This window comes from Streptomyces sp. PKU-EA00015 (assembly GCF_013387495.1).
GTDB lineage: Bacteria > Actinomycetota > Actinomycetes > Streptomycetales > Streptomycetaceae > Streptomyces.
The window spans coordinates 16,794-41,265 of record NZ_JABZEE010000042.1 but is presented as its reverse complement, the minus strand read 5'-3'; the positions used below and the strand labels follow the sequence as shown (position 1 = coordinate 41,265).

General features: G+C 72.9%; 22 protein-coding genes and 2 pseudogenes. 12 read left to right on the top strand and 12 right to left on the bottom strand.

Translation table 11 applies throughout. The features are described from left to right. Positions 1-206: 206 nt before the first annotated feature. Positions 207-3,077 carry a LuxR C-terminal-related transcriptional regulator gene (locus HW130_RS24615; RefSeq protein ID WP_177151870.1) on the bottom strand — a complete coding sequence of 957 codons (2,871 nt, stop codon included), beginning with the start codon at positions 3,075-3,077 and terminating at the stop codon, positions 207-209. Between the two features lie 209 nt (positions 3,078-3,286). On the opposite strand from HW130_RS24615, the gene HW130_RS24610 reads away from it, so the two are divergent. Next, positions 3,287-3,922, top strand: coding sequence for an ATP-binding protein (locus tag HW130_RS24610; RefSeq protein ID WP_309140555.1), 636 nt, complete (start codon positions 3,287-3,289; stop codon positions 3,920-3,922). 30 nt (positions 3,923-3,952) lie between these two features. Here HW130_RS24610 and xylB read toward each other — a convergent pair whose 3' ends face one another. After that, positions 3,953-5,434, bottom strand: coding sequence for a xylulokinase (xylB, locus tag HW130_RS24605; RefSeq protein ID WP_177151869.1), 1,482 nt, complete (start codon positions 5,432-5,434; stop codon positions 3,953-3,955). Between the two features lie 168 nt (positions 5,435-5,602). Between xylB and xylA the strand changes: the two genes are divergently transcribed. After that, a complete protein-coding gene (gene xylA, locus HW130_RS24600) occupies positions 5,603-6,772 on the top strand; it encodes a xylose isomerase (RefSeq protein ID WP_177151868.1) in 1,170 nt (389 codons plus the stop codon). Between the two features lie 21 nt (positions 6,773-6,793). Continuing rightward, positions 6,794-8,101, top strand: a pseudogene (locus HW130_RS24595) (APC family permease); the annotation flags it as partial. Between the two features lie 34 nt (positions 8,102-8,135). Here the strand turns inward: HW130_RS24595 and HW130_RS24590 are convergent. Beyond that, positions 8,136-8,453, bottom strand: coding sequence for a helix-turn-helix domain-containing protein (locus HW130_RS24590; protein ID WP_256356308.1), 318 nt, complete (start codon positions 8,451-8,453; stop codon positions 8,136-8,138). 173 nt (positions 8,454-8,626) lie between these two features. Here HW130_RS24590 and HW130_RS36165 point away from each other — a divergent pair. The 6 genes and pseudogenes from HW130_RS36165 to HW130_RS24565 all read left to right on the top strand — a co-directional run. Further along, positions 8,627-9,184: pseudogene (locus HW130_RS36165) on the top strand (diaminopimelate decarboxylase family protein); the annotation flags it as partial. Further along, positions 9,164-9,589, top strand: a complete 426-nt coding sequence (locus HW130_RS36160) for a hypothetical protein (protein WP_256356317.1) — start codon at positions 9,164-9,166, stop codon at positions 9,587-9,589. The pseudogene HW130_RS36165 and the gene HW130_RS36160, both read left to right, overlap by 21 nt. A gap of 233 nt (positions 9,590-9,822) precedes the next feature. Further along, the gene (locus tag HW130_RS24580; protein ID WP_177151867.1) at positions 9,823-10,161 is read left to right on the top strand and encodes an antibiotic biosynthesis monooxygenase; all 339 of its coding nucleotides are present in this window, start codon (positions 9,823-9,825) and stop codon (positions 10,159-10,161) included. Next, on the top strand, positions 10,158-11,063 hold the full coding sequence (locus HW130_RS24575; protein ID WP_177151866.1) for an NAD(P)-dependent oxidoreductase: 906 nt from the start codon (positions 10,158-10,160) through the stop codon (positions 11,061-11,063). Before HW130_RS24580 ends, HW130_RS24575 begins: the two co-directional genes overlap by 4 nt. Continuing rightward, complete coding sequence (locus tag HW130_RS24570; RefSeq protein WP_177151865.1) at positions 11,060-12,049, top strand: amidohydrolase family protein; 990 nt, start codon at positions 11,060-11,062, stop codon at positions 12,047-12,049. Before HW130_RS24575 ends, HW130_RS24570 begins: the two co-directional genes overlap by 4 nt. Beyond that, positions 12,046-13,287 carry a cytochrome P450 gene (locus tag HW130_RS24565; RefSeq protein WP_177151864.1) on the top strand — a complete coding sequence of 414 codons (1,242 nt, stop codon included), beginning with the start codon at positions 12,046-12,048 and terminating at the stop codon, positions 13,285-13,287. Before HW130_RS24570 ends, HW130_RS24565 begins: the two co-directional genes overlap by 4 nt. A gap of 151 nt (positions 13,288-13,438) precedes the next feature. Here HW130_RS24565 and HW130_RS24560 read toward each other — a convergent pair whose 3' ends face one another. The 5 genes from HW130_RS24560 to HW130_RS24540 all read right to left on the bottom strand — a co-directional run bounded on the left by HW130_RS24560 (position 13,439) and on the right by HW130_RS24540 (position 18,813). Next, positions 13,439-14,734 (bottom strand): ROK family protein, encoded by a 1,296-nt coding sequence (locus HW130_RS24560; RefSeq protein WP_177151863.1) that lies wholly within the window; start codon positions 14,732-14,734, stop codon positions 13,439-13,441. Between the two features lie 203 nt (positions 14,735-14,937). Next, a complete protein-coding gene (locus HW130_RS24555; RefSeq protein WP_177151862.1) occupies positions 14,938-16,380 on the bottom strand; it encodes an FAD-dependent monooxygenase in 1,443 nt (480 codons plus the stop codon). After that, the gene (locus HW130_RS24550; protein WP_177151861.1) at positions 16,377-17,564 is read right to left on the bottom strand and encodes an MAB_1171c family putative transporter; all 1,188 of its coding nucleotides are present in this window, start codon (positions 17,562-17,564) and stop codon (positions 16,377-16,379) included. The genes HW130_RS24555 and HW130_RS24550 overlap by 4 nt, the downstream gene beginning before the upstream one ends. Before the next feature lie 3 nt (positions 17,565-17,567). Beyond that, positions 17,568-18,098, bottom strand: a complete 531-nt coding sequence (locus HW130_RS24545; protein ID WP_177151913.1) for a toxin-antitoxin system, toxin component — start codon at positions 18,096-18,098, stop codon at positions 17,568-17,570. Between the two features lie 79 nt (positions 18,099-18,177). Continuing rightward, positions 18,178-18,813: a helix-turn-helix transcriptional regulator gene (locus HW130_RS24540; protein WP_177151860.1), complete on the bottom strand. Its 636-nt coding sequence runs from the start codon at positions 18,811-18,813 to the stop codon at positions 18,178-18,180. A gap of 254 nt (positions 18,814-19,067) precedes the next feature. On the opposite strand from HW130_RS24540, the gene HW130_RS24535 reads away from it, so the two are divergent. Then, positions 19,068-19,994, top strand: coding sequence for a transcriptional regulator (locus HW130_RS24535; protein WP_177151859.1), 927 nt, complete (start codon positions 19,068-19,070; stop codon positions 19,992-19,994). Between the two features lie 51 nt (positions 19,995-20,045). Here the strand turns inward: HW130_RS24535 and HW130_RS24530 are convergent, their stop codons facing one another. Genes HW130_RS24530 through HW130_RS24520 form a run of 3 tightly spaced genes read right to left on the bottom strand, consistent with a single transcriptional unit; the run spans position 20,046 to position 21,326 of the window. Beyond that, entirely contained in the window at positions 20,046-20,339 is a 294-nt protein-coding gene (locus HW130_RS24530; protein WP_256356307.1) for a hypothetical protein, read from the bottom strand. A 43-nt stretch (positions 20,340-20,382) separates the two neighbouring features. Continuing rightward, a complete protein-coding gene (locus HW130_RS24525) occupies positions 20,383-20,910 on the bottom strand; it encodes a hypothetical protein (RefSeq protein WP_309140554.1) in 528 nt (175 codons plus the stop codon). Then, on the bottom strand, positions 20,856-21,326 hold the full coding sequence (locus HW130_RS24520) for an ATP-binding protein (RefSeq protein ID WP_177151858.1): 471 nt from the start codon (positions 21,324-21,326) through the stop codon (positions 20,856-20,858). The genes HW130_RS24525 and HW130_RS24520 overlap by 55 nt, the downstream gene beginning before the upstream one ends. 126 nt (positions 21,327-21,452) lie before the next feature. Between HW130_RS24520 and HW130_RS24515 the strand changes: the two genes are divergently transcribed. After that, a complete protein-coding gene (locus HW130_RS24515) occupies positions 21,453-22,313 on the top strand; it encodes a helix-turn-helix transcriptional regulator (protein ID WP_177151857.1) in 861 nt (286 codons plus the stop codon). Further along, on the top strand, positions 22,314-22,550 hold the full coding sequence (locus tag HW130_RS24510; RefSeq protein WP_177151856.1) for a DUF397 domain-containing protein: 237 nt from the start codon (positions 22,314-22,316) through the stop codon (positions 22,548-22,550). Here HW130_RS24510 and HW130_RS24505 read toward each other — a convergent pair. Continuing rightward, positions 22,543-24,462, bottom strand: a complete 1,920-nt coding sequence (locus tag HW130_RS24505) for a M64 family metallopeptidase (protein WP_177151855.1) — start codon at positions 24,460-24,462, stop codon at positions 22,543-22,545. The genes HW130_RS24510 and HW130_RS24505 overlap by 8 nt on opposite strands. Positions 24,463-24,472: the final 10 nt, after the last annotated feature.

The following is a 24,472-nucleotide window of genomic DNA, read 5'->3' as shown; positions in this document are numbered from 1 at the left end:
CGCGCGAAGCGCGGATGCGCGGCTGTCGTGCCGGGGCCGGGCCCCCATGGCCGTACGTCCGCGCCGCCGTCGGTGGGGTCGGCACGGCTGTTCGACACCCGGCCGTCCCGGGCACCGGCACGACGCTATGGGGGCGGCACGGGCCTTTCCTGTCCGTACCGCCGATTCACGGATACGCAAAGAAACACCGGCGCACCGGCCCCGCGTCACTCCGGGCGCTGGGACCGCGCCCGCGACAGCGTCTGCCGGGACTGCGACTCCAGCTTGCGGCGGGCGCGGGCCACATGCTGCTCGACCGTGCGCGGCGACAGGTGCAGTGTCGCCGCGATCTCCCGGTTCGTCAGCCCGGTCGCCGCCAGGTCGGCGACCTCCTGCTCGCGCGGGGACAACTGGTCGCCGTAGCTGGGGCGCCCCCGCGGACGCTGCCCGTCGGCGGGCTGGTGCGCGCGCAGCGCCGCCCGGATGCGGGCGGCGTCCCACACCGCCCCGAGCTCGGTCAACCGCTCGACACAGGACGTCAGTTCGGCGACCGCCGTCTCCGTGTCCCGGCCCGAGGCCAGCATGCAGCGTGCGGCGCCCTCGGTGGCGAGGATCGCGGAGTAGGGACGGGGGAGCCCCGCGTACACGAGCGCCGCCTGGTGGAACAGCTCCGCCGCAGTGCTGTGTTCGCCCTCCGCCTCGGCGAGCAGCGCACGGCACCACTGCAACGCCGCGTCGGACGCGGGCGCCTGGCGCCCTTCGAGACCCTCGGCGTACTCGGCGACCATGCTCCGGGCCGTCGCCTGCCGGCCCGCGCGCAGGGTCGCCTCCACGGCCCACGGAGCCAGCTCCGCGCCCCACACCCACACACCCTTGTCCCGCAGCCGGTCCCACGCCATCGACGCCTGCTCCACCGCGGTGTCGACGTCGTCGCGCACCAGGGCCATACGGATCAGGGCACCGGAGGCGGTCGCCACGTGCGGCACCGCCGTCGCGTCGCCCGCCCGCGGCCCCTCGTCCGCCAGCCACGCCGTCGCCTGCTGCCACTCGCCCTTCGCCAGCGCGAGCAGCCCCAGCACCGTGCGCCCGTCCACGGCCATGCCCGGCATGGTGTCGGCCTCGGCCACGCACGCGCGGGCTCGGGCGGTGAGGTCGGACCAGTCGCCCGCAGCCCAGTCGATCAGCAGTGACGTGCCGCGCGCGCCCTGTTCGACGTACGCCGCGCCGCTGCGTGCGGCCAGCTCGACGCCCTCGGCGAGCAGGGCGCGGGCGGGGGAGAGCTGGCCGAGCCACAGCGCGCCGTCAGCCGCGTTGCACAGGCCGCGGGCCACATGCTGCTGGTACGCCGCGTCGTCGGTGTCCCTCGGCAGCAGCTCCAGCGCCTGCCATGCCGACGGGTCGCCCACGTACATCAACGTGCCCACGCGGTTGGCGGCCACCGCCGTACGCGCCTCCTCGTCGCCGCTCTCCGCGCCCGCCTTCTCCGCCCGCTCCAGCCAGTACATGTTCTGTTCCAGCGGGACCGTCGAAAGCAGGGGCATGGCCAGCGCCGCCATCGCCCTGGCCGCCGGCACCGGCCGCTCCCGCAACTCCTCCACCGCCTTCTGGAGTTCCAGCCAGCCCTGTGTCCCGGCCACCGCCTGGTTGCACAGCAGCAGTCCGAGGTCGAGGCGGATCTCGCCGCGGACCGCGGGCGGCAGCGTCTGCTCGTCGAGGATCTGCCGCAGCACGGTCACCGTCTGCTCGGAACGCAGCCCGAGCACGGCACTGTGCGCGAGCAGCGGCGCGAGCCGGGCACGGGCCTGCGGCGGAACCGTCGGCAGCGACAGCGCTTCCTCCAGCAGATCGACCGCCGCCTGGTGATCGCCCGCCGCCACGCGCTCCTGCGCCGCCCGTTCCACCGCGCGCAGCCAGCCGCCGGCCTCGCCTGCGTGGCGCCGGTGACGGGCCAGCGGGACCCAGGGAACCGGCTGGCGGCGGGCGAGAACAGCGGCCGCCCGGCGGTGCATCCGGCGCCGGACCGGGCCCGGCACCTCGGCGTACACGGCCGTCCCGGCCAGCGGAACGAAGAAGCCGTACCGGCCGAGTTCGTCCTCGGTCAGTACCGCCGCACGCAGAGCGCCCACCAGCGCCTCGGTGCCCTGGTCACCCCCGAGCCCGGCCACCGCTGTGAGCTCATCGGCCCCGGCCGGCTCGCCGAGCACGGCGGCGGCCCAGGCGACGGGGCGCATCCGGGGTTTCAGCGCCGCGGTCCGGCTGAGGGCGAGCGCCGCGAGGCGGGGCGGGACCCCGGCGGCGTCCAGGTCCCTGGGCGAGTACCGTTCGCGCGGCTCGCCGGTCTCGCGCAGCAGACGCACCAGATCCGCGACGACCTGGGGGACGCCGCCGGAACGCTGCCGGATCCGTGCGAACAGCTCGGCCGGCCCGCAGTCCGCCCCGAGCCCCTCCTCCACGAGGCGGCGTACCTGATCCGCGTCGAGCGGCGTCAGACGTATGTGCTGCACGGCGAGTTCGGCGGCGTAGGAGGCGCCGCGCCCCAGGGGGAGACCGGCGTCGCGCAGTTCCTCGGGCCGGTAGGTCACGGCGAGCGCCAGACCGCGGGGAGGGCGCGCGACGAGACGGCGCAGCAGGTCGAGGGAGGAGCGGTCGGCGAGGTGGACGTCCTCGGCGACGACGAGGGCGGGAACGGGTTTCCGGCCGGGTGCGGCCGCGGTGGCGGGGCTGCCGTCCGGTGCGCGGCCGGCCGCGTCGAGCAGCGGGGTCAGGGCGGCCGACAGGTCTGCGGTGCCCTCCGGTCCGGGGGGACGGCCGGGCCGGGCCGCGGCGGCGGGTGTGCGGGGTGCGGAGCAGGCGGGGCCGGCGGGGCGCTCGGTCACGGACACCTCCGTCACCAGGACGCCGAAGGAGGAGAACGCCATGGTGACCGTCCGTGCCTGCGCGGCTTCGGTGAGCCGCCGCGCGAGCCGTGACTTGCCGGTCCCGGCCGCGCCCTCGATCAGCAGCAGGGCCGGCTCGCCGGGGTCGTCGGTCTCGCTGCCGCCGTGCGCGAGCACACGCGTCAGCCAGCGGTCCGCCGCGGCGTCACTGGGCGTGTCCACCGCATCACTCTCCTGGGAGATTCCGGGCAATTCGATTCTTTACGTATACGGGTTTCAGTGTCCCTGATTGCGCCGTCCGCGCACGGCCACGAGTGTTGGGCTGCCGCAGAAGGTCTGCATGGCTGTCGACGGCCCGGTGAGGCGTGATCCGACCTCCCGGCCGCTGGACCTTGGTCAGGGCAGTGCTGCCCGACCGAACAGGAGCCCAAGTGATCGCCATAGAACGTGCATCGGACCCGGCCCCGCAACGGGCCGGACCCACCTCTGCTCTGCGAAGCCTCGCCCACTGCGCGATGCCGTCCTCACCACAGGCGGCGCGGGCACTGCGGCGCTTCGTCCGGGCGGTCGCACGTCGATGGCGGCTGGCCGAGCACTTCGACGAGGCGCTGTCGGTGATCGTCACCGAGCTCGTCACGAATGTGGTGATGCACAGCGGCAGTCCGTGGGTGTCCACGGCGATCAGTGTCCGCGGTGAGCTGCTGTTGGTCGAGGTGATGGACGCCGGCTGCTGGAAGCACCGCCCCAACCCGCGCCAGGAGCCGCTGGACGCCGATGTGCCCTGCGGGCGCGGCCTGCGCCTCGTCGACGCGTACGCGACCCGCACAGTCGCGCACCGCACCGAGACGGGCAGCATGGTCCGGGCGGAGATCGCCCTGAGCGGCGGCCCCCGCCCCCCGGCCGGCACCGAGCCCGCACTGGACCTCGACCCGGTCGACGAGCTCGACCTGGACGAGGGCCTGGGTCTGGACCAGGACCTCGGGCTGGGGGACGAGGACCTCGACCTGGACGTCGACGCGGAGCTGGAGCTGGAGGACCTGGACAGGGACCTCGATCTGCGGCCGTGACCGTGGCGTCGGGCCGGGCGGCCCGCGCGGTCAGGTCAGCAGTGAGGGCGTCGCACGGTCCAGGACCGAGGTGACCCGCTCCCACGTCTCCATGTCGCGTTCCAGCGGCGGCAGTTCCCTGCCCTCCGTTCCCCAGGTCGTCGCGACCGACACCGCGTCCTCGCCGGTCGCCGCCGACGCCGCCAGCGCAGCGGCCCCCAGAGCCACCAGTTCGGTGTTGTCCGGGATCAGCAGGGGGCGGCCCGACAGGCGGCGGACCGTCTCGACCCAGTGGCGGCCCTGCGCGCCGCCGCCGACCAGACGCAGCGGGCGGGACGCCGCCTCCGGCGCGGCCGGGTCCTCGCCGCAGGCGCGCAGCACTTCGTCGAGGGCGCGCAGCACCGTGACCACCGCTCCCTCGTAGGCCGCGCCGAGGATCTGCTGACGGGTGGTGGTGTGGCGCAGGCCGGTGAGCAGGCCGGCGGCGGCGGGCAGGTCCGGGGTGCGTTCCCCGTCCAGATAGGGCAGGACCACCAGTTCGCCGCCTGCCTCGGCCGCGTCGCGGTCCAGGCCGAGCAGGGCCGCGACCTTGTCCACCGCCAGTGTGCAGTTGAGCGTGCAGGCGAGCGGGAGGTACGTGCCGTCGGCCGCGGCGAACCCCGCCAGCAGGGGCGACGCGGGGCGGGTGCGGCTCGCGGCGAACACCGTGCCCGACGTCCCCAGACTCAGCACCGGGTGGTTCAACAGCCCCTCCCCGCCGAGTCCGAGACCGACCGCCGCGGCCATGTTGTCGCCGGTGCCGGCGGCCACGGCGGTACCGGCCTGGAGGCCGAGCGCGGACGCGGACGCGGTGGTGAGCGCGCCGACGCGGGTGCCGCCCGTCGCCGCCACCTGCGGCAGCAGGGCGGCGTCGAGGCCGACGAGGCCGAGCAGTCCGGGGTCGTAGGCGCCCGTGGCCGTGGAGTACCAGCAGGTGCCCGACGCGTCGCCCGGGTCGGTGGCCGCGACGCCCGCCAGGCGCTCGGTCAGGAAGTCGTGGGGGAGTCGTACGGCCGCCGCGGCCTCGGCGCAGGCGGGCTCGTTCTCCCGCAGCCACTGCCACTTCGCCGCGGTCATGGACGCGACCGGCACCGATCCGGTGCGCGCCGTCCAGGCGTCCGGGCCGCCGAGGGCCTCGGTCAGGGCGGCCGCCTGGGGTGCCGAACGGGTGTCGTTCCACAGCAGCGCGGGGCGCAGCGGGGCTCCGGTCCGGTCGAGGACGACGAGGCCGTGCTGCTGTCCGGCGACGGCGATGCCGGTGACGGCGGAGGCGTCGACGCCCACGGCCGCCAGCTCCTTGAGGCCGGTCGCGACCGCCTCGCGCAGCGCCCGCCACCAGACCTCCGGATCGGTCTCGCGTGCGCCGCCCTCTCCGTCGACGCGATGGGGCGCGCGCCCGATGGCGAGCGGCCGGCCCGTGGCGGCGTCGGTGAACACCGCCTTGGTGGACTGGGTCGAGCTGTCCACCCCGATGACGACCGCGTTCGCCGGCATGGCATCCACCTCTCGTTCTGTCGCGGCCGCGTATTTGGCCGAGCTCCGAACAAATTACGCCACGGCCGGTCGGGTGCACCAGATGTCGCGGGTCTTCATTGCTCGGGGCCAGGTGTGCATTATTAGTAAGGCAAGAAAACAAACCTCGACGCGAAGGCGGGCACGGCCATGACGGAACGCTTCACACCCACCCCCGGCGACAGGTTCAGCTTCGGACTGTGGACCGTCGGCTGGCAGGGCCGGGACCCCTTCGGCGACGCGACGCGGCCCCCGCTCGACCCCGCCGAGTCGGTCCGCAGTCTCGCCGGACTCGGCGCCTACGGTGTGACCTTCCACGACGACGACCTGATCCCCTTCGGCGCGAGTGACAGCGAGCGCGCCGAGCACGTCAAGCGCTTCCGGCAGGCCCTGGACGAGACGGGCATGGTCGTGCCGATGGCCACGACGAACCTGTTCACACACCCCGTCTTCAAGGACGGCGGCTTCACGGCGAACGACCGCGACGTGCGCCGGTACGCGCTGCGCAAGACCCTCCGCAACATCGACCTCGCGGCCGAGCTCGGCGCGCGGACGTACGTGGCTTGGGGCGGTCGCGAGGGCGCGGAGTCGGGTGCGGCCAAGGACGTGCGCGTCGCTCTGGACCGGATGAAGGAAGCCTTCGACCTGCTCGGCCAGTACGTCACCGAGCAGGGCTACGACCTGCGCTTCGCCATCGAGCCCAAGCCCAACGAGCCCCGCGGCGACATCCTGCTGCCGACGGTCGGTCACGCGCTCGCGTTCATCGAACGCCTGGAGCGGCCCGAGCTGTACGGCGTGAACCCGGAGGTCGGCCACGAGCAGATGGCGGGTCTGAACTTCCCGCACTCCATCGCGCAGGCCCTGTGGGCGGGCAAGCTCTTCCACATCGACCTGAACGGCCAGAACGGCATCAAGTACGACCAGGACCTGCGCTTCGGCGCCGGTGACCTGCGGTCGGCGTTCTGGCTGGTCGACCTGCTGGAGACGGCCGGCTACGACGGCCCGCGCCACTTCGACTTCAAGCCGCCGAGGACCGAGGACGGCGACGGGGTGTGGGCGTCGGCGGCCGGCTGCATGCGCAACTACCTGATCCTCAAGGAGCGTGCCGCTGCCTTCCGCGCCGATCCGGAGGTCGTGGAGGCGCTGCGCGCGGCGCGCCTGGACGAGCTGGCCCGTCCCACGGCGGACGACGGCCTCGCGGGACTGCTGGCGGACCGGGGCGCCTACGAGGAGTTCGACGTCGACGCGGCCGCCGGGCGGGGGATGGCGTTCGAGCGCCTGGACCAGTTGGCGATGGACCATCTGCTGGGGGCCCGCTGACACCCGAGGACGAACAAGGCCGGCCCCGGTGTCGTCCTGTCCTTCGTCGTCGCCGCCGTCGTCGCCGGCCTCGCCGCGCTGTGCTACGTGGAGCTGGCCGGTGTGCTGCCGGTGGCGGGCAGCACCTACTCCTACGCGTACGCCTCCCTCGGCGAGGGCGCCGCCTATCTCGTCGCCTGGTGCCTGATCCTCGAGTACGGGGTGGCGGTCTCGACCGTCGCCGTCAGCTGGGCCCAGTACCTCAACGAACTCACCGACGCGCTCTTCGGGTTCACCCTCCCCGACGCGATCAGCCAGCCGCCCGGGGCCGGCGGCTACGTGAACGTCCCCGCCCTCGTCGTCGTCCTGCTCTGCTCGCTGCTCCTCGCCCGCGGCACCCGCGAGTCCGCCGCCGTCAACGCGGTCATGGTCGCCGTCAAGATCGGCGTCCTCGTCGTCTTCGTCGCCCTCACCGCCTTCCGCGCCGAGAATTTCAGCGACTTCGCGCCGCACGGCATCGCGGGCATCGGCGTCGCCGCCTCCGGCGTGTTCTTCTCGTACGTCGGATTCGACACCGTCGCCACCGCGGGCGAGGAGGTCCGCAACCCGCGCCGCACGATCCCGCTGGCCCTGCTCCTCACCCTGGGCGCGGTCACGCTGCTGTACATCCTGGTCTCCGTCGCGGCCGTCGGCGCCCAGCCCACCGGCCGGTTCGGCGAGCAGGCCGACGCCGGCGAGGCCGTCCTCGCGCAGATCCTGCGGGACGTCACCGGGGCCGGCTGGCCCGCCGTGCTGCTGTCCGCCGGCGCGGTCGTGTCCATCTTCAGCGTCGTGCTGGTCACCCTCTTCGGACAGACCCGCATCCTGTTCTCGATGGCCCGCGACGGTCTGGTGCCGCAGGTCTTCCGCCGCGTCGACCGCAAGCGCCACACGCCCGTGCACAACACCTGGATCGTCGGCGTGCTCGTCGGCGGGCTCGCCGCGCTCGTGCCGCTGCAGTACCTGGCGGACCTCACGTCCATGGGCACCCTCGTCGCGTTCGTCGCCGTCGCGGCCGCGGTCGTCGTCCTGCGGCGCATCGCCCCCGACGCCCCGCGCTCCTACTGGGTGCCGCTGTACCCCGTCGTCCCCGTACTCGCGGCGGGGTCCTGTCTGTACCTGGCGTACCTCCTGCCGGGCATCACCTGGACCCTGTTCGGCGCCTGGCTGCTCCTCGCCGCCGCGCTCTACCTCGGCTTCGGACGGCGGCACTCGGCCCTGCGGGCCGACGAAGGGCGCAAGGGCGCCGCTCCGGCGCGGCACGCCGAGACCGGCCTGGAGACGGCGGCCGCCGACCGGCCGCGCGTCTGAACCGTCCCGCCCGGTGCCGCGGGCGCCCTGCCGGTCACCCCCGGCGGGGCGCCCGCGGCGTCTGTCCGGTCCGGCCGCTCGGGCCCGGTTCGCCGGCTGCCGACGCCAGTTCCAGCCAGGCGGCCAGCACCACGTCCGGGTCGTCGAGGTCGAGACCGAACAGCTCGCGGGCCCGGCGCAGCCGATAGCGCAGGGTGTTGGGATGCACCGTCAGGGCGGCCGCCGCCTTCCCGATGTCGCCGACCGCCGCCAGCCAGGCCCTGAGGGAGGCCGCGTAGTCCGTCCCGTGCTCGGCGTCGTGCGCCAGCAACAGGGCCACGGCGGGCAGCCGCAGCCAGGGCTCACGCCGCAACTCACCGCCCAGCCGGTCGAGCAGGACGAGATGGCGTACGTCCTTGGCCGTCGCGCGGCCAGGCGTCGGCCCCGGCAGCCGGCCGGAAGCCGGCCGAGGTACCCGCCGCCGTCGGCGTCCTCGCGGCGGGACACGGCGCGCAGGACGTCGTCCGCCTCCGCGCGCAGCGCCGCCGGCCGCGGCGCATCGTCGTGCACGGCAACGCCAAGACCGACGAGGAGCTCGCGATGGCCCTGCGCGCGGGCGCGGGGACCGTCGTCGTGGACAACTTCGACGACATCGACCGCCTCGAACACCTCTTGGAGCACGACCGCGAGGCCCGTGCGAGGGCCCCGCAGCGCGTGCTGATACGGGTCATCCCCGACGTCGACGCCGACACCCACGAGGCGATGGCGACCGGGCACCGCCACTCCAAGTTCGGCCTCGCGGTGCCCGACGCCGTCCGCGCGGCCGCCCGGCTGCGGGGCGACGAGCGGCTGCTGCTGGAGGGACTCCACGTGCACGTGGGCTCCCAGCTGCTGGACACGGCGCCGTTCGCCCGCGCCGTCGAGGCGATCGCGGCGATCGGTGAACTCGGCGAGCACGCGGTGTACGACCTCGGGGGCGGTCTCGGCGTCCGCTACACGTACGCCGACCGTCCGCCGACGATCGAGGAGTACGTCCGCACCCTCACCGACGCCGCCCGCAAGCACCTCCCGGCGACGGCCCGCCTGCTCATCGAGCCCGGCCGCTCCCTGGTCGCCGGGGCGGCCACCACGCTCTACCGCGCGGTGACCGTCAAACACGGGCCGCGCACGCTCGTGGCCGTGGACGGGGGCATGGGCGACAACCTGGAACCGATGCTGTACGGACAGCGGTTCGAGGCGACGGTCGGCACGCGGGTCGGCGGAGGCGTCGGCTGCGACCTGATGGGGCGGCACTGCGAGTCGGGGGACACCCTGATCCGCGACGTGCCGTTGCGGGACCCGCGCGTGGGCGACGTCATCGCGGTGCCGGTCACGGGCGCGTACTGCCTCTCGCTCGCGAACAACTACAACGGCGCGCGCCGCCCGCCGGTGGTCTTCTGCGCGGACGGCACGTCGCGGGAGGTGGTCCGCCGCGAGACGTACGAGGACCTGCTGCGCCGCGACGTCTGAGGCGGAGCGCGCGACGCGCTTGTCGAGGCCCTCCAGGAGTCACCTGTTCGCGGCCGTCCGGCGGGGTGGTCGAACCCGCCTCGGCGAGCTCTTTCGGGATCACCCGGTCGGGCTAGCCGAGACGGGAAAGCCCTTGTCCCGCCTGGGGAGTCCCCCATTTGGAGTTGCGTCGCCACGGAGCCCATGAGTCCTTGGGAAGCGTGTCCTGGCGGATCTCACCATCAGGAGGAGACATGGGCACTGTGCAGAACGGCCAAACGGCCGAACGGCTTTCCGTGGTCTTCGCGGTCCGTGTGATCGAGGGCGGCGAACAGGGATTCCTGGAGATGTACGAGCAGATGCGTCGATCCGTTGCTCGTACCCCCGGCCACATCGTCGAAAGACTCGGACGACCGGTGGACGACTCCCGTCAGTGGGTGATCACCAGCGAGTGGGAGACTCCCGAACACTTCTTCGCCTGGCAGCAGAGCGACGAGCACCGCGCTCTGGTGGCTCCGCTGCGCCAGTGGGTCGACTCGACGCAGTCGCTGCGGTTCCGGGTCGTCAAGGAGACCGTGGAGGAGAAGTCATGACGCGCAACGTCAGCACCCCCGACGCCGGCGCCGGTCCCGTCGCCGTCCTCGGTCTCGGCACGATGGGCACGGGCCTGGCCACACGCCTGCTCGCGCAAGGAGTAGAGGTGCGGGTGTGGAACCGCACCCCGGAGCGGACACAGCCGCTCACCCGGGCCGGCGCCTTCGCCGCCGGCCGCCCCAGCGAAGCCGTCGAGGGGACGACCGCCGCCATCTGCACGGTCGCCGACGGCGACGCCCTCAAAACCGTGCTGCACGGCCCGGACGGCGTCCTGGCCAGGGGGGCCTACCCCGGCTCCCTGATATGCGCCAGCACCGTCGCACCCGAGGAGGTCGTCCGGCTCGCCGGTGACGTGCCGTCCGTCATGGACGTCGGCATGCTCGGCAATCGCGACCACGCCCGCGACGGCGAACTGCGCCTGTTCGTCGGCGGCGAGGAGCGGGTCTTCACCGCCGGCCGGCCCCTGCTGGACATGCTGGGCAAGGAGGTCGTCCATCTGGGCGCACTCGGTTCCGGCATGCGGATGAAGCTGCTCCTCAATCTCCTCATGGGAATAGAGGTGCAGGCGATGGCCGAGGCCGCCGAACTGGCGGCCGCCACCGGCCTCGACAAGCAGCTGGTCCTCAAGACGATCGCGGGCAGCGGCTTCGCCTCGCCGGTCATGACGTTCAAGTCGCGGCGCCTTGCAACCGGGCGCTTCGACGAACCGGACTTCCGGCTGCGCCTCATGGCGAAGGACCTCATGCTCGCTGTGGAGCAGGCGGCCGCGGAGGGCCTGAGCCTTCCGCTCACCGCCGCAGCCGCGGAGACCCACGTCCGCGCCACCGAGCAAGGGCTCGGCGACGAGGACTGTGCCGCGGTCACCCGCGCAGTCACACCGGAACCGGGAACCCACACATGATCATCGACATCCACGGACATCTGTCCCCACCGGAGGCGGCCAGACGCTTCCCGATGCCCCCCAGCCTGACCGACGTCGACGGAATGCTCGCGGCGCGCGCCGAGGCCGGGATCGACCTCACCATCATCGGCAGCCCGGTGGGCGCCGGCGCGATGGCTCGGGTCCCGGGCGTGGACAACTACAAGCAGCCGCGCGACCGGCTGCGTGGCTTCCACGCCTGGATGTCGGGTCTGGTCTCCTCCTTCCCGGACCAGCTCCGCGGGTACGTCTACGCCAACCCGTTCGGTGACGACGATCACCTGGAAGGGGTGCGGGAGACGCTGGCGGACCCCGCCTTCGTCGGCCTGATCACCACCTCCAGCGTCCGCGGCGAGCTGCTCGGCTCGCCGCGGGCGGACTCCTTCTTCGCGCTGGCCGCGGAGGCGGGAGTCCCGGTCCTGGTGCACGCCCCGGCCGAACCCATCGGCACGGAGCACGTGGACAACATGGGCTTCGTCGAGCAGGTCGGCCGGTTCGGCGATGTCACGGCGGGCATGGCCATGATCGCGTTCGCGGGATGGCTGGACAAGTACCCCGGTCTGCGGCTGATCGGCGCGACCGGCGGCGGCGCGATGGCGCTGCTGCCGGAGCGCCTGCAGACGGCGGCGCGCCCCCGGCACTGGGGCGGGGGCGCGCCGTCCCCCGCCCCCGCGTCCGACCAGCAGGCATCGGGCCGGCCGGCACCCGAGGCGGTGTCGGCCGACCCGGCCGCGGCCCTGCGGCGCATGTACGTAGACACCAGCCCGTTCAGCCCAGCACACCTGAGCCTCAACGCGGAGGTGCTCGGGCCCGAACGGATGCTGTTCGGCAGCGACTCGCCGCCGTTGTCCGCGCCGCTGGAGGACCTCATCCGCATGATCGAGAAGCTGCCCCTGGACAAGGCGTCCCAGCAGCTCATCCTCGGCGGCAACGCCGAGGCCCTCTTCGACCTCAGGAGCCGTCCGTGACCACTACGCGCGACCCCGTCACCAGTGCCGAACAGTGCACCGCCGACTTCCGGCGCAACCCGCACCCGGTGTACGCCGCCCTCCGGGACACGGCGCCCGTCTGCCCGATGACTCCCCCGCACGGCATCGAAACGTACCTGATCACACGGTACGAGGACGCCCGGGCCGCCCTGTCCGACCCTCGGCTGAGCAAGGACATGTACGGGGCCATGGACGCGTACCGGAGGATCTTCGGAGACTCGTCGGTCTCGCTCGACGACAACATGCTCAACGCCGACGCGCCCAAGCACACGCGGCTGCGCAGACTCGTCAACTCCGAGTTCACCCCGCGCCGCGTCGAGGCGATGCGGCCGAAGATCCAGGGCATCGTCGACCAGCTGCTCGACGCATGTCCCACCCGTGAGCCGGTGGATCTGCTGCCCGCGTTCGCGTTCCCGCTGCCGATCACCGTGATCTGCGAACTGCTCGGCGTGCCGCTCGAGGAGCGGGCCGACATGCACCGGCTGTCCGCCACGGTGGCGCAGACGGGCTTCAGCAAGGAGTCCAAGCTGGCCCAGCAGAAGGCGGAGGAGGACCTCCACGCCTACTTCACCGATCTCATCGCGCGCAAGCGCCGGCACCCCGGTGAGGACCTGCTCAGCGCGCTCACCGAGGCCCAGGACAACGACGGCGGCCTCACACAGAACGAGCTGGTCTCGACGGCGTTCCTGCTGATGTTCGCGGGCCACAAGACGACCGCGTACCTCATCGGAAATGCCGTGTACCACCTCCTGGCCAACCCCGCACAGCTGCGTGCCGTGCAGAAGGACCCGGAACTGGTCGGCGCCGCCGTGGAAGAGCTGCTGCGCTACGACGGCTCGGTGGAGAGCGCGACGTTCCGGTTCGCGACCGAGGACGTGGAGATCGGCGGAACGCGCGTCCCCAAGGGTGCCCTGGTGCAGATCTCGCTCATGTCGGCGAATCGCGATCCGCTGAAGTTCGACTCCCCGGACGAGCTCGACGTGAGGCGGCCGAGAAACGAGCAGAGCGGCCATCTGGGGTTCGGCCACGGCAGCCACTACTGCCTGGGCGCACCGCTGGCGCGGCTGGAGACGCAGCTGGCCCTCACCAGCCTGTTCGGCCGGTTCCCGCAGGTCGCTCTGGCCGACCCCGCTGCCGAGGCGAAGTGGATGGAGGTTCCCTTCCCCGCCTTCCGCGGCCTCGCGGAACTGCCGGTCGTGCTCGACCCGGAGCCGTGACCGGCAGCCCGGCCGGCGCCGCGGCGCTGCGTGTCTCGACCAAGCACCCCCTACGGCCAGGCCGTAGGGGGTGCTTGATCGACGACACCGCGCGGAGCGCGGTGCGGGGGCCGGGTCCTGCCACGGTTCCGGGAAGGCAGGATCGGCGGCATCAGCTCCCCCGCCCCCCGTATCCCATCGGATCCGCCAGCGCGTCGTCGACCGTCAGCGCCGCCGCACCCCGCGCCGCGTCCGCCGCCGGGGAGGAGGCGCGCAGGCGTGTGCTGCCCGGGGGCCAGAGGCCCGACACCACCCGCGTCGACAGCTCCGTGCCCGCCGGCGGCCCGAGCCACCGCAGCAGCGGGCGGTAGATCCCGCCCAGGACCACCGCGTCCGGGTCGAAGAGGTTCACCGCTGCGGACAGCACCCGCCCCAGCATCACGCCCGCCTGCGTCAGCGCCGCCACCGCACGCGGCTCCTCCGCGCGGGCGCGCCGCTCCAGTTCGGCCACGCCCGACGCGCCGGCGCGTTCGTCGATGCCCGCCGCCCTCAGCAGCGCGGACTGGCCCGCGTACTGCTCCAGGCAGCCGCGTGAGCCGCAGCGGCACAAGGGCCCGTCGTCCGCGACCGACACATGCCCGATCTCGCCCGCGAAACCGTGCGCGCCCCGCAGCAGTTCGCCGTTCAGGACCAGTGCGCCGCCCACTCCGATCTCGCCCGTGAGGTAGAGGAAGCTGCGCACGTCACCGAGGCCGCCGAACCACAGCTCGGCCAGCGCCGCGAGGTTCGCCTCGTTCTCCGAACGCACCGGCAGCGCGGCCGGACCGGGCCGCAGTGCGGCGAGCGCCTCGGCGAACGGCGTCTCGGCCGGGACCGACGTCCAGCCCAGGTTGGGGGCCTGGCGGACGGACCCGGCCGCCACGAGGCCCGGCAACGCCAGCGCCGCGCCCACGGGCCTGAGGTCCTGCTCGGCGGCAAAGGCCAGCGCCCGCGCCGCGATCCCCGCCGCGCGGCCGAAGACGCGCTCGGGCGGGGTGCCCCGGTTGTCGAGGTGTTCCACGAGCCGTACGCGGTCGGTGCCCGCGAGGTCGACCACGCAGACGGACACGTAGTCGACGTTGATCTCGACGCCGAGTCCCGCGACCCCTGTGCGGGCGAGCTTCAGCACGGTGCCCGGCCGGCCCGCCTGTCCGCTGAACGTCTTGCCGGACTCGGACAGGAAGCCGCTCTCCAGCAGCTGTTCGACCAGGGACGACACCGCGGCGCGCGTGAGCCCGACCCGTGCCGCGACACCGGCGCGGGTCGTCTCGCCCGCGTCGCGCACGGCACGCAGGACGAGGCTCAGGTTGTGCCGCCTGACCGTCTCCCTGTCGGCCTTCGGTTCCAGCGGCGTGGGGGCGTGACGCCCCGGCCGGCCACGCGTGCCTCCGCCCGGGGCCGGTGCCGCGTCTGTGTGATTGGCGTTCATCGTGCGGCCGAGCCTAGGCGATGCCGCGCTGCCGCAGTGGGGTGAGGACCCGGCCGCGACCCGCCCTTGCCCCGAGCGCGTACCCGGAGTCGGCGCCCGGTCCGCTGGGGCGCATGGCACCGTCGCCGTCAGGTGGACCTTCCACCGGCCGGCGCCCGCGTCCCGCGTGCCTGCCGGGCCTGCTGAACGCCCGCCCGCGGGTGTCACGCGTCCGCCGCGTCCGGCTCCCGTTCGCCCCGGGGCTCCTTCGCGATCCGCAGTTCCTCGGCCGTCAGCGGCGGGCCCGGCAGCCGGGGCAGCTTGGGACCGCGGAGCACGGCCAGCGCGATCTCCGGTCGCAGCAGCGAGGTGATCGGCGAGGACAGGGTCATGACGTCGAACAGGGCCTTGGCGACGAGAGGCCGCCCGGTCGCGGTCAGCATCAGGCGGTCGACGTAGTGCCGCAGCACCCTCGAGCTCGCGCCCGGCTCCCTTCCGATCGCGCCCGGATAGAGGATGTCCTGCCCGGTGGCCAGGTCCCAGGCCATGGAGACCGGGCCGGCCACCGCACGCTGCACGGAGCGGGAGAGCCCCGGAGCGGTCACGCCCCGGGCCGCGACCGCCTCGCGCAGGGCCAGCACGCCCTGTGCGGCCACCGACATGCCGTGCCCGTAGACCGGGTTGTACGTGGCGACCGCGTCGCCGATCGCGACGAAGCCCTCCGGCAGGTCGGCGACCTTCTCGTAGTACCGGCGCCGGTTGACGGTGCTGCGGTTGACGAAGACGTCGGTGAGCGGCTCGGCGTCGGCGATCAGTTCGCCGACGACGGGGTGGCGAACCGAGCGGGCGAAGTTCTCGAACTCGTCGGCGGCGCTGGTGGGTTGACCCCCGCGGGTACCGGACAGGGTCACCATCCAGCGCCCGCCCTCGATGGGCACGACGGTTGCTGTCTGCCCCGGCCGCGGCTCCCGCGCGTCCGCCTGCACGTTGACGACGGGGAAGTCGCCGGAGCCCGCGGGCGCGCGGAATAGGCGGCTGGCGTAGGCGAGGCCCGAGTCGACCTTCTCCTCCCGCACCTCGCCGGCGCCGAGCGCCCTCAGCCAGTCGGGCGCCCGCGAGCCGCGGCCGCTCGTGTCCACGACCAGGTCGGCCCGGAGCACCCGCTCGTTCCCGTCGGCTCCGCGCACCCGTACGCCCGTGACGCGCGTCGCACCGCCCTCCAGGCCCAGCATCTCGGTGCGTTGCAGCACGGTGACCCCCGGACCGGCGGTGACCTGTTCGCGGACCACCCAGTCGAGCAGGTCACGGCTGCAGGCGATGAGGAACTGCATCTCCGGCCAGCGGCGGAACCAGCCCAGCGCCGACATGGACACCAGTCCCGTCGGCAGCGGGATGCGCCGGGCCCCCGCCGCGAGCCAGCGCTCGGTGGTCCCCGGCATCAGGGTCTCGACGGCCCGGGCGCCGCCCGACCACAGCAGATGGGCGTGGTGGGCCTGCGGCAGGCTCCTGCGGGCGTGCGGCCCGTCGGGCAGGGCGTCCCGGTCGACGACGGTGACCTCGTCGACGTGGGGACGCAGGACGCCGGCCGCCAGCATGCCGGCCAGGCCGCCGCCGATCACGACCGCTGTACGCGGCGTGCTCCGGACGGTTCTCAAGGGATCGCTCATCGGATGCCGCTCTCTGACCGGGCCGCGCGCACGCGCACTGCCGCGACGACGGGTGAATGACGCAGCGCCAGGGACATGCGCACCAGATCGCGCGGTCCCTGCGCGGCCTCGGACGTGTAGGCCTGGGCCGAGCTGATGATCTCGCCCTCCGGGTCGGCGGCGCGGGAGCGCAGCGCGGCGGCGACCATCGCGGCGTCGGCGACGGCCTGCGCCTCGCGCGGCTCGGCGCCGTCCGCGACCGCCTCCTCGTACGCGCTCGCCCGCAGCCCGTGGTCGAAGTACGGGTCGAGCTGCAGCAGGCCGTCGTGGATGTCGGACTCGCGCTGGGTGACCCGCAGTTCGACGGGCGAGAAGAAGGAGATGCGTACCGTGGGCGTGCCGGGCGCCGACGCGGCGCGCAGCTCCCGCCACAGCGTCCCGAGCTGCCGGTAGGCCGCCCAGTCGTGCCAGGTGTCGGACAGCCGCTGCCCGACGAGCGGCAGGACGAAGCCGATCGCGCTGAGCAGGGCCCCGACGGAGGCGAGGGGCGGCGCGGCCAGGGTGCTCAGCGCGTCCCAGTCGTGACCGGCCCAGCGGGCGAAGACGGCGGTGAACTTGCTCACGCCGTACGCCAGGTTGAACAACGACCCGAACACGATGACCACCAGGCCGCCGCGCAGCCAGCCGCGCACCTGGAGCGACCACCGCCAGCACAGCGCCGTCATACCGACGGCCGCCACACTGTGCGCGATCAGGTACAGGACGATCATCTCGCGGATGTACGGAGTCGTGGCGTAGTGCGTGTCGAGGTCCCGCAGCCGCTCCTCGGGCGCCTCCCCGAGCAGGAACAGGACGATCAGGAGCACGACGACGACGCCGTAGCCGACGACCCAGCGGACGGAGACGCGCCGTGTCTCCTGCGGCGGGCCGCCGCGCCAGTTGACCAGCAGGACCAGGCAGGAGGCGCTGAACGCGGTCAGGATGCAGTAGACCAGCGGGGCCGAGAAGTTGGCGACGCCGGTGAGGCGGTTGACCGCCGCGATGGTGGGCGGCGCGGCGAAGAAGAAGGTGCAGGCCGCGAGGACCAGCAGCGCGCACACCGAGCGGAGCAGCGGATCACGCCAGTCGCGCAGCGTCCCGGGCAGCTTGAACGCCAGTGCGACGCCCAGGGCGGCGGCGGGTATGTAGTAGTCGGGTCCGTCCACGCATCAGCCCTGGGGCCCGCGGTATCCCAGCGAGGCCTCGATACGTCCGGCGACACATTCCCGCTGCACCGGGCCGCGCCCAGCCGAACCGGTGAGCCACGCACGGCACTTGCTGCCGAGCAGCAGGCCGAAGCTCTCCGCCTCGCGCTCCTCGGCCTGGTCGGACCGGGACCGTGCGGCGACCTTCAGCACGGTCGCCTGCAGATCGGCCTCGTCGGTGAGCAGGCGCGCCGCCACGGCGGCGCCCTCGACGTGGTGGCTGCAGTGCCCGGCCTTCATGTGCCACAGCTCATGGCCGAGGATGACCAGTTGGTGGTCGGGTGCGGTGCGTTCCTCGATGACGATCAGGTCCTGCTCCGCCATGTCGAGCCACAGACCGCTCGCGGTGCCGGGCGGGAACGAGGCCATGCGGTAACGGACCGGCCTGCCGCGGTGTCTGCTCATTCCGTCGCACAGCGCACGGTAGAGATCGGCGGGGGCGGCGGGCGCCGGCAGGTCGATTCCGGCGATCAGCTCGCCGCACAGCCGGCGCATGTCCTTGCCTATGCTCACCGCTCTCCTCTCCCCGCGCGCACCCGTCGGGACACGTCCTGACTTCCAGCCTGTCCGGAAATCAGGGGTGGTCCGTCGGCTTGACGCTCTCGAGGAGCATGTCGAGCCACTCAGTGACCTTGTCCCGGTGCTTGTCGGTGGGCAGCTGGGCAGCCCGCCAGGCGATGCCCCGCACACCATGGTCCTGCAACAGCCGCTCCAGCGGGTCGCTTTCGCCCACGAAGTCCTGAAGCAGACTCTGCTCGGTGCGGTGCAGGGCGCCGACGAGAGCGTCGGGGTCGTCAGCGGTCAGGAAGCCCGCGTGGACCTTGAAGAACCGCTGGATCGCGTCACAGTGTTCCATGGTGGGCCGGCGGTCGCCGTTGATCAGCGCCCCGGCCTGCTGGCGCGACATCCCCGCGCCGTCGGCGATCTCCTGCTGCGTGTACCGGCGGCCGTTGGGCTTGAGCCGGGTCCTGCGCAGCAGGTCGAAGCGCTGCAGGAAGCGCGCCTGGAGGTCCGTCTCGCCGGCCGGGCGCCCGTCGAGCAGGGCGCCGACCACGTCCGCCGGCACGCCCGAGGCTTCGGAGAGCGTGTCGACGTCGAAGACCTCGTCGTGGCTGATTCCGAGTTTGTCCGCGAGGTCGGCCACCCGGGCGACAGATGCCGCCAGAGGGTCGTCCGCGGCCGGACCCGGAACCGAGAAGCCGTCCGTCACCAGTAGGTCTCCTAGATCACGCGAGGCAGCCCCGCACTCAAGGGGCTGCCGGGAGATTAACCGCTTCGAGTGAATGCAACCAGGTCTTGCCACAGCTGTGGCGGAAATCGTGCGTTCAACGGCGCTGAATGCCACGATAGTTGACATAGTCGCCTCGGCGGTAAGAGGATCGCAGGCAGGATGAAGATCCAAAGGGGGCTGCCACAGCTGGACTTGGCAGGACTTCGAGAAGCTTCGGAAGGGCGGCGTTCTCGATGACGTACGAGGCGGGCGTCGGTCGCCCCGGAGCTCAGGGGCGACCCGGCCGCGTCAAGGCCGCCCGCGGCAGCGCCCGTACGAAGCGCATCGATGACACCCCGGACATGGACACCACGCAGCGCGGCCGGCTGCGCCGGATCGGCGGCGACCGCGACAGCTTCCGCGAGTCGGGCGCCCCGCTGCGGCCGTCCGGTCCCGTTCCGCCCTCCGGACCGGTCCGCAGGCCCGTCCCCGCACGCCCCTCCGGGCCGCTCCACCCGCCCGTCCCCGTACACGCTCCGGTGCCCTCGTCGCCCATACGGCCCGCGGAGCCGGCAGACCCGGCAGACCGGGCCACCCAGGCGTACCTGCGCGACTACGCGTCCCTGATGGACGCGGTGCCGCTGCCCTCCCTGCTGTTCGACCGGCGCTGGGACGTGGTCCACACGAACCCCGCCTTCGACGCCCTGTTCCGCAACATGGGCCCGCACCCCACGGCCATGCCCCACCAGAACTTCCTGCGCTTCGCGCTCTTCCACCCCGACGCGCCCACGGTGCTCGCCGAGCACGAGACCAGCTGGTGCCTGCCGCTGATGGCCCAGCTCGCGGACGCGTTGGAGGGCGACGGCGAGGACGACGGCCTTTCGGCCATTCGTGACGACATCGCGCTCGACCCGATCATGGACGCGGCCTACCGGTGCGGACTGCCGCACTGGATGAGGGCGGTGGGCGCGGCGGCGGTCCACCACGACGGAGCGGTGCGGCCGGTGAACCACCCCGATCCCCGGTGGGGGCGCACCGACTGCCGGGTCGTGGACGAGACCCCCGCCTCCCTGCAGGACAAGGGGTACACCCGCCTCACGCTTGTGCTCCGCGAGAGCCGCTCGGCGGCACCGGGAGTGCCCCGCGGCAGGGCGCACCTGCGCGCGGTCTCCGGGGGCTGAGCGGCGAACGGCCTCGTGCGCACGGGGCCTGTCGCCGCTCTCCGGCGGGCCTCAGCGCATCGCGGCCACGGCCCACTCCGCGACGACCGCCACCGCCACTCCGATGCCCAGGACCAGTGTGGCCCAGCGGGTGCGTCCCGCGCGGCTGAGGACGAGCGCGCTGCCGGAGAGGATCAGCGCCATGCCGTAGAAGCCGAGCGTCAGCACCGAGTGCGTACTGCCGAGCCGCAGGACCAGGACGGCGCCGACAGCGATCATAATGCCCGCGGAGAGGGCTATGCGGACATGGCGGGCCTGGCGCGGTGTGAGCCCCTGCCGTTCCGGGCTCGTATTGGCTTCTGACATGCCGGAAAGCCTATCCGCAGTGGCACGGGCGCCGTCCGCCGGATCACGCACCTCGTGCGCTGCCGACAGCGGTCGGCCACTTCGGTGCGGCGCCGGTCAGCTGGCAGGCCGTCAGGTACAGGGGGATGGGCGGTGTGTAGGGACTTGGGCCGTTCGGGCCGCGGATCAGCCGGGGTCTGTCGCCCGGCACCCGGGCGCCCCTGGCGTAGTGCGCGGGCAGCGGCCACAGCAGGTCGAGATCTGATCCCGCCGGAACGATCCACCACCACCACTGGCTGTCGGCGAAGACACACCCGCTGCGCGGCATGCGGCCGAGGAGGCGGAACCCGAAGCGGGCGGGGACGCCCACGGCGTCGCAGCCGAGCTCGGCCGGCAGCGAATCGGGCAGGACGAGGCGGGTCAGCCCGGCCTCCTGGTGACGGCAGCGGTCCACGAGCCGCGGTGGCAGGACCCGCTGCGGCGTCGGCGGGGCCTGTTCGTGGCGTACGCCCCGGGCGAGGAGCGCAGCCAGGCTCCTCAGCACTGCCAGCCGGACGCGAACGGCGTTGCCGCGCAGGGCAGTTCGGCCCATACGGCACGACCCGTGCCGCGCTCGCAGTCGTGCGTCCCCCACGCGGTGCTGACCGCTTCGACGAGCAGCAGGCCGCGGCCGCGTTCCTCCTCGAGGCCGTGGCAGACCCGGGGGCCGGTCGCCGTCGAGCCCTGGTCCTGCACGGTGACGCGCAACCGGCCCTCGCCGCAGTGCAGTTGACAGGAGACGAGGTGGCCGCCGGTGTGCACCACCGCGTTGGTGACCAGTTCGGAGACGATCAGCAGGGCTGTGTCGCGCGTGTCGCCGCCGATGCCCCAGAGGTCGAGCCGCTCGCTCACCAGCCGTCTTGTACGGGAGACGGATTCGACGCGCGCCGGCACCTCGAAGCCGTAGCGGGAGGTGGCGGTGTCCGAACTCGCGTCCGGAAAGGGGGTGGTGAGCGCGTCACGGTTCACACGGCCAGTCTCCCGCTGCAACCGTCACGTTGGCAAGAGTCACTCTGAAAAATGCAGACTGGGCGTGTTCATCGCTGAACCGCCATGGCACACTGCTCGCAACACAGCACGTGGGGAGGTCTCGAAGTGAGTGAACCGCGGTCCGCCCCCACCGTGGGCCAGGTCGTCCTCGGCAAGCGCCTGCAGGACCTGCGGGAGCGCGCCGGTCTCAAACGCGAGGAAGCGGCGAAGATCCTCCGCGTCGCCGCCGGCACCATCCGCAGGATGGAGACCGCCGAGGTGGCGCTGAAGATTCCTTATGTGCAGCTGCTCCTCGGCGCGTACGGGATCGGCGACGAGGAGGCCCGCGGATTCGTGGAGTTGGCCGAGGAGGCCAACAAACCGGGCTGGTGGCAGCGTTTCCACGACGTCCTGCCGGGCTGGTTCAGCATGTACGTCAGCCTGGAGGGCGCCGCGAGTCTCATCCGTGCGTATGAACCGCAGTTCGTGCCCGGACTGCTGCAAACGGAGGACTACGCACGGGCGATCATGCTCGGCGGAGCCATCGGGCACACCGATCCGGAGGACATCGAGAGGCACGTGGCGCTGCGGATGGAGCGTCAGGCGCTGCTCACCCGTCCCGACGCGCCCCGACTGTGGGTGATCATGGACGAGACGGTGCTGCGCAGGCCCGTCGGCGGCCCCGGCGTGATGAAGGAGCAGATCGACAAGCTGCTCGACAGCACCCGGCTGCCCCATGTGACGCTGCAGATCGCCGAGTTCGCGAGCGGCCACCACCCGGGCACCTACGGGCCCTTCGTCCTCTTCCGGTTCGCCATGCCCGAGCTCCCGGACATGGTCTACAGCGAATACCTGACCGGTGCCGTCTATCTCGACGCGCGCCCCGAGGTCGCCACGCATCTGGAGGTCATGGACCGCATGGCGGCGCAGGCCGCGACGGCACAACGCACGAAGGAGATTCTGAATGCTCTGCGCAAGGAGCTGTGAATGAAGCGCATATACAACGGCATGCCCGCCGCCGAGCTGGGCGAGGACGGCTGGCACAAACCCTGGAGCGGGGGGAACGGCGGCAACTGCGTCGAGACCATGAAGCTGTCCGACGGCCGGGTCGCGATCCGCCAGTCCGCCGATCCCGACGGTCCCGCACTCATCTACACCACCAACGAGATCGCCGCCTTCATCCAGGGCGCGAAGTCCGGCAAGGCCGACTTCCTGGTCAGCTGACCTGCTGCCGCGGGGGCAGCAGCGTCACCAGGAACCGCCTCGCGGACGAGACGTTCCCGGCCGCGTCGACCGTGCGGTACTCGATGGTGTGGGTGCCGTAGTCGGGTGTGGCGTCGTCCCAGGGCACCACGCGCGGCGTGCCCAGCTTCCCGTACACGAGATCGTCGATCACGGTGCCCTGCGGGGTGAACCGGTAAGGGGCGCCGGCGTCGGTGGGCCAGCCGTAGTACGTCTGCCAGCCGTCGCCGTCGACCCTGAACTGCCGCACCACATACCCGTCCTGGTCGTCCCGGGCGGTCAGCCCCATCGTGAACGGGCCGTCGTAGACGTACTCCACCGGCTTGCCGGGCCGGTGGACCGTCCGCAGCGGCTCGGACAGTTCGTAGGCGGCCGTGGCCGGCGACGCGTCCACGGCCCAGGTCAGTTCCTCGTCGGTGCCCGCGATGCGGGCCGTCAGCTCGTGGGCGCCCGGCCGCAGCCGCAGGGCGCCCAGGTCCAGGTCGCGGTCGTTGCCCGGGTTGGCCACGGGACGGCCGTCGAGCGTCCAGCGGACCGCGAGCGGGCGGCCGGCGGGGTGCGTGGTCTCGGCGTACACCACCGAAGCGGCACCGACGGGCGCCCCGGTCGAGGTGTGGTCGGTGAACGCCGCCGCCACCTCGTCCGGCGCGGTGCCCACCGACGTGTCCACCGTCCAGGTCACCGTGCGCGTCAGCGCCGTCGACGCGCGCACGGCCGGGTCCCGTACGAACGGTGTGGGATCCGTGACGGTCGCCGTGAGCGTATGCGTGCCGGGCGTGAGGCGCAGACGGCGCAGATCGACCGTGCGTGCGTCGCCCACCGCCCGCAGCCGGTCGCCGTCCAGCCGCCATACGACATCGAGTTCACCGCCGACCGGGTGCAGGGTGTCCACCCACACAGTCCGGTCGTCGCCGATCGGGGCCGTGTCGGGCGTGTGGCCCTGCACGAGGTTCACCTTGGCCGAGATCTTCTGCACCATCACCTCGCGCTCGACCTGGTCGAAGGCGTACCCGAGGGTCTTCATGATCGAGTGCTTGCTGGGCCGCCACACGCCCTTCGTGCTGTACATCCCGCCTTCGTGGCGTCCGATGACCCCGCCCGACTCGCTCTCCTCGCCGAGCCAGCGCCACCACTTCGCGCGCTGTTCGCGCATCTGGTCCTCGGTCAGCAAGGTGTGGTGCGCCGACGCCGGTTCGCCGCCGCTGTAGGCGCCGCCCGGCACCCCGCGCGCGTAGTAGTCGTACTCGTCCTGGAGCTTGCCGAGCGAGTGGCCGAGCTCATGCGGGGTGATCAGCGAGGACAGGGCGTTGCCGCCGGACGCGGTGGCGTAGGCACCGCCCGCGCCGCCGTAGGTGTCGCTGTTGGCCAGGGCCACGATCTGCCGGTTGGCGCCCGACGTGCCCGGTACGAGATCGGCCAGCGCCGTCGCGGCGCCGGTGTCCACGGTGAGCAGCCGCTGCACGCTGTTCGGGTTGCAGCCGCCCCAGAAGCCCATGCCGAGCGCCGTGTCCCGGCGAGCGGCGTCGAGGCCGGGGTCGCAGTCGACGCCGGACTCGGCGGATGCGCTCTCCACGGCCCACACGTTGATGTACGAACGGTAGGAGGCGAACGGTTCCGTCGACCACAGCACGTTGAGGTGGGTCTCGACGTGCGCGCGGAACTCCGGCAGCTGCGCCGCCGTGTAGCCGTCGCCGAGCACCACGAGATTGAAGCGCTTGTCGGCGGGGCCCGTCGTCTGCACCGGCACGACCTTCGCCGCGTCCGTCACCTCATCCGTCGCCGCGGTGTCCGCCGCGGCCGAGGGGGCACCCGTACCGAACAACAACGCGGCGAGGACGGCGCCCGCGGTCGCGAACAGCGCCGCCCCGCGCACCCGTGTGGCGGATGTGGTCATGGTGATGCAG